Origin of the sequence: Janthinobacterium amylolyticum, assembly GCF_051380655.1 — a bacterium.
Lineage (GTDB): Bacteria > Pseudomonadota > Gammaproteobacteria > Burkholderiales > Burkholderiaceae_D > Janthinobacterium.
Genome location: NZ_JBNYXL010000025.1, coordinates 1 through 4384, shown reverse-complemented (window position 1 = coordinate 4384; position 4384 = coordinate 1). Strand labels below are relative to the sequence as shown.

The following is a 4384-nucleotide window of genomic DNA, read 5'->3' as shown; positions in this document are numbered from 1 at the left end:
TGTAATGGCTGAACTTTTTTACCAGACCGCCAATACCATGCGCTGCATGCAATTTAATCCACAATCTCACAGTTGAATGATGAAGATTGTGCTTGTCGGCAATCTGTTTATACCCCACCGAACCGGACAAATATTGCTCGATAATGCTGAGCTTAAATTGCTCACTGTACTTCGACATGAAAAATCCCAAAAGTTGGTGTCCAACTTTTGGGGTTCAGTTCATTCGGGCGGTTTTTTATTGCCTGGCGGAAGCGAGCAGGGCGCCTTCGCGCCCTGCGTGTGAGATTCGAAGGGCCGGGCCTACGGCCCAGCCCGCCCCGAATCCGCCAACCGCTGCCGTTGCGCGGCAGCCCAGCGCGCCGTGGGCGCGGGTTCGTGGTTCTAATCAGGTTTTCGACCCAGCTCGTTCTCGCAGTACCCGACGCATCAGTTCGTGTGTGGAAGGCAGCCCCAACCATCCTACTGTTAGTCCGGGACCGAATGGCAAACCTGACTCTAGTGTCCCTGCAATCATGACCCTGATCTGATCATTTATGAGTGACCGGACCCTTATTGATCGGCACAAACACTTCCCATTTATCTTGTATCGCGGGCTTGACGGTCTTGGCGCAACTCACAGCAACATTCGGCCCAGACAGACCATGGCGCTTCGGCACCCATTGCACACGCAACGCTACCGCGCATTTCGTCACCAGAATCTTCCGGTTCGGCTCCAGGACTTGCCAAATGGTTCCATTTTTTGCATTTTCAGCTGCCACGAACTGTACTGCGGCATCCCTGATCTCAAACAAGCCATGGATGTCACCGCGTGTCCGGTCTTCGTCAAGAGTGCCAGCGAGTGCCGCAGAGGCACCAGGAACAAGAAAAAGGGCTGCAACAAAGAAGGTGTACATGCGTTTATTTAATCGTAGGGGTACCCACATATTTTATGATCCTTGCCAAGTCTGTTTGATATCAGATAGAGATATGGAAGGTTCCACATTTCCAGTTTGGCATTGTCACACACGCTATCGCAGTTTGTTTGATTGCTGGCAGGATTGTCTCGCTCCGTTTGACTGCCCCGTTTACGCTTTCCCCGGCATAGGCTCAACAATCACGGATCGCCCATGTTCTCTACTGATGACTGGGTACTTTTCGTGACACCATGATAAGTCTATCGGACGCATGGTGGGAAAGCATCAGCACCGGGCGCATCCAGACGAACGCAGCTATTTCGCGGGTAGACAGCGGCTGGGGCGATCAAATCAGCATTTTCCTTTACGCCCGGATGAAGGCTCTGCAGCCGATGAAAGCATCGACGCGAACCATACAGAAAATTACTATATAGGTCATGAGAAATCAAAAGTGAGGTAGCGTGCAGTATCGATGTCCCATCCATCGGAATAGACTTGATCCAGATAAATTCCTCACCTAAATTCGGTTGACCTCGCCCCGGGCCAGGCCTACAGTCGTCGACGAGACCTCCATCGACTGTATCACCCCGCACCATGGCCAAACCGTTTCCCCTCAACCCCAAGAACCCCGAACGCATCTGTTGGGGCTGCGACAAGTATTGTCCGCCGGACGCCATGCGCTGTGGCAACGGTTCCGAGCGCACGCAGCATCCGATCGAGCTGTTCGGCGAGGGCTGGAATGACTGGGGGCTGGCGGCGGCCGACAAGGCTGACAGGGAGAAGGACAAGGACGAAAGCAGTTCTTGACGGCAAGCGCGGCGTGCGGCGCACCGCTACAATCGCTGCATCGCGCACCCGTCAAAGGCAATAGCAATGCACAACATACTTTCCCGCTGGCTGGCAAGCAGCGCCGGTGAATACACGCTGGTCGAGCACCCGGCCGTGCACACCATCAATGAAGCGCTGATGCATGTGCCGCCCATGGCTGGCCTGATGGTGAAAAACCTCTTCGTGCGCGATGACAAGGGGCGGCGGCATTTTCTCGTCATCGTGCCGTTCGACAAGCGCATCGACCTGGCGGCGCTGGGGCGGCTGTTGCCTGCCACCAAATTGAGCATGGCGTCGCCCGAGCGGCTGCTGCAGCACCTGGGTATCACGCCCGGTGCCGTCAGCCTGTTCGCCTTGCTGCATGACAGCGCAAATGCGGTGGAACTGGTGCTCGACCAGGCCGTGTGGGACGCGGATGCTGTGCAAGCGCATCCGCTGCGCAATACGGCGACAGTGGCGCTGTCGCATGCAGGCATGCATCGTTTCCTGGCGCATACGGGACACGTGCCGCGCATCGTGGCCATCCCATCCATCAATTAAGCACGCCCCTTCAATGCCCGGCCACGGGTGCGCCGCCGCTGCGCCGCCCAGGCCGGAAACCATGCGCGCGGGCCGACCAGGCGATGCCGAACGCCAGCAAGATCAATGCCAGCATGGCCCACGGAAAGGCGGCCGCGCCCCAGGCTTGCAGCAGGGTGGCGCCCACCACGCCGGCGGCGGCGATAGCGCCATTCCATGCCACCACATTCATCGACAGCGCCACATCGGCGCCACTGCCGGCCGTGTCGGCCAGCGCCGTTTGCAACAGGGTGGCCGCGCCGCCGAAGGTGAGGCCCCAGACTGCCATGCCAAGATAAATGACGGTAGGGAAGTGTGCCGCCACGCCCAGCACGAGGGCCGTGGCGGCGAACACGGCCAGGCTGGCCAGTACGGTGGCGCGCAGGTGGCGCTCGACCAGCTTGCCCGTGATCCAGATACCGGCCATGGCGGCGGCACCGAATACGAGCAGCACCAGGTCGATTCGTCCGCTGAGCCCGGCCGGTGCGACGAAGGGGGCGATGTAGGTATACAGAATGTTGTGCGCCAGCATCCAGGCGATGACGACGGCCAGAACGGGGCGCACGCCCGGCGTGGTGAAGACGCGGCGCAGGGGCAGGCGCTCGTGCGTGGACTGGCCCGCGTAGTCCGGTACCTTTGCCAGCACCCAGGCGATGAGGATCAATGTCAGGCCGGAAATGATCCAGAACGCGGCGCGCCAGCCGACGAGCGAGCCGAGCAGGGTGCCCAGCGGCACGCCCAGCGACAGCGCGACTGGCGCGCCCACCATGGCCAGCGCCAGGGCGCGGCCTTGCTGGTGGGGGGCCACCATGCGCCGCGCGTAGCCGGCCAGCAAGCTCCAGGCCAGTCCGGCGGCCATGCCGGCAAAGAAGCGGGCCGCCAGGGTCAGCCAGTAGTGGGACGACAGCGCCGTGACGGTATTGAACGCGAGAAAGCCGATGATGGTCAGCAGCAGCACGTTGCGGCGGCGCCAGCCGCGCGTGGCGATAGTCAGCGGTATGGCTGCCAGCAATGATCCCAGGGCATAGGCGGTAACCATCTGCCCGGCCAGCGCGGCGCTGATGCCGAGTCCCGCGCTGATCTGTGGCAGCAAGCCGGCAGGCAAGGTCTCGGTAACGATGCAAATAAATCCCGTCATGGCCAGGGCCAGCAGGCCGGCGACGGGGAGGCGGTCGGCCAGCACAGTGCTGGCTCCGGTGGTGAGAGTGGCGTGATTCACGGCAGACATCCTTGTAAAGTGGTCAGGCACAGGCGTGCCCCGACCGTTGCAGCGGTATATATGTATCGATCGGTATAAATATAGGCGAGCACGCACCGCGTTGTCAACGACTTCTGTATCGAGTAGTATGGAAGTGAATAAATAAAGGAGAGGTGATGGCGCAAATGGGACGGCCGCGCACGTTCGACCGGCAGGCGGCGGTCGAGCAGGCCATGTTTTTATTCTGGCAGCAGGGCTATGAATCGACGTCGTTGAGCCAGCTGAAGGCGGCCTTGGGCGGCGGCATTTCCGCGCCCAGCTTTTATGCGGCCTTCGGCTCCAAGGAGGCGCTGTTCCGCGAGGCGGCGCAATGCTATCTGGACACTTATGCGCGCGTGACGGAGTGTCTATGGGATGACGCGCTGGCGCCGCGCGCGGCCGTCGAACTGGCCTTGCGCCGCTCGGCCAGCATGCAATGCGAACCGGGGCACCCTCCCGGTTGCATGGTGGCGCTCGGCTGCATGAGCGCGCCGACGGCGGAACACGCCGATGTCGCCGCGCCCCTCGCGCAATCGCGCGCCCGCACCCGCGCCGGTTTCGTGCGCTGCGTCGAGCGTGGTGTCGCCAGCGGCGAATTGCTTGCCGGGACAGATAGCGCTTCGCTGGCGGCCGTCTTCGACAGCTTTTTATCGGGCGTGTCGATCCAGGCGCGCGACGGCGTAGGCTACGCCGTGATCGAGGCGGCCATCACGCAGGTCCTGCGCGTGTGGGATGCCAACCGATTGACAGCCTAGGTGTGAAGTTGCAAGAGGTTATTCTGGCCGGATCTGAGCCGTGACATTGGGGCTTTGCCAGCAATGCCCTGATGCGGCCGGTGCCAGTTGTAGTGATGGTTCCATTCTTTGAG

6 protein-coding genes and 1 pseudogene are annotated in these 4384 nt (G+C 61.0%); 3 read left to right on the top strand and 4 right to left on the bottom strand.

Going from position 1 to position 4384, the window contains the following annotated elements:
* Both ACQ4WR_RS28215 and ACQ4WR_RS28210 read right to left on the bottom strand, forming a co-directional pair.
* On the bottom strand, positions 1–178 hold a 178-nt coding region (locus ACQ4WR_RS28215), incomplete at its 3' end, for a transposase (protein WP_436491414.1).
* Between the two features lie 349 nt (positions 179–527).
* Entirely contained in the window at positions 528–893 is a 366-nt protein-coding gene (locus ACQ4WR_RS28210) for a hypothetical protein (protein WP_436491412.1), read from the bottom strand.
* A gap of 594 nt (positions 894–1487) precedes the next feature.
* Here ACQ4WR_RS28210 and ACQ4WR_RS28205 point away from each other — a divergent pair.
* Entirely contained in the window at positions 1488–1700 is a 213-nt protein-coding gene (locus ACQ4WR_RS28205) for a DUF3079 domain-containing protein (RefSeq protein WP_436491410.1), read from the top strand.
* Positions 1701–1766: 66 nt separating this feature from the next.
* A complete protein-coding gene (locus ACQ4WR_RS28200; RefSeq protein WP_436491408.1) occupies positions 1767–2261 on the top strand; it encodes a prolyl-tRNA synthetase associated domain-containing protein in 495 nt (164 codons plus the stop codon).
* Positions 2262–2271: 10 nt separating this feature from the next.
* Here the strand turns inward: ACQ4WR_RS28200 and ACQ4WR_RS28195 are convergent, their stop codons facing one another.
* On the bottom strand, positions 2272–3507 hold the full coding sequence (locus tag ACQ4WR_RS28195) for an MFS transporter (protein ID WP_436491407.1): 1236 nt from the start codon (positions 3505–3507) through the stop codon (positions 2272–2274).
* A gap of 146 nt (positions 3508–3653) precedes the next feature.
* Between ACQ4WR_RS28195 and ACQ4WR_RS28190 the strand changes: the two genes are divergently transcribed.
* Positions 3654–4271 carry a TetR/AcrR family transcriptional regulator gene (locus ACQ4WR_RS28190; protein ID WP_102295949.1) on the top strand — a complete coding sequence of 206 codons (618 nt, stop codon included), beginning with the start codon at positions 3654–3656 and terminating at the stop codon, positions 4269–4271.
* On the opposite strand, the pseudogene ACQ4WR_RS28185 reads toward ACQ4WR_RS28190, so the two are convergent.
* Positions 4268–4384: pseudogene (locus ACQ4WR_RS28185) on the bottom strand (IS481 family transposase); the annotation flags it as partial. The gene ACQ4WR_RS28190 and the pseudogene ACQ4WR_RS28185 overlap by 4 nt on opposite strands.

What these genes read in the sequence shown, in the direction of transcription:
- ACQ4WR_RS28210 (WP_436491412.1), bottom strand. Translation starts at nt 893, where the DNA reads ATGTACACCTTCTTTGTTGCAGCCCTTTTTCTTGTTCCTGGTGCCTCT.
- ACQ4WR_RS28205 (WP_436491410.1), top strand. Translation starts at nt 1,488, where the DNA reads ATGGCCAAACCGTTTCCCCTCAACCCCAAGAACCCCGAACGCATCTGT.
- ACQ4WR_RS28200 (WP_436491408.1), top strand. Translation starts at nt 1,767, where the DNA reads ATGCACAACATACTTTCCCGCTGGCTGGCAAGCAGCGCCGGTGAATAC.
- ACQ4WR_RS28195 (WP_436491407.1), bottom strand. Translation starts at nt 3,507, where the DNA reads ATGTCTGCCGTGAATCACGCCACTCTCACCACCGGAGCCAGCACTGTG.
- ACQ4WR_RS28190 (WP_102295949.1), top strand. Translation starts at nt 3,654, where the DNA reads ATGGCGCAAATGGGACGGCCGCGCACGTTCGACCGGCAGGCGGCGGTC.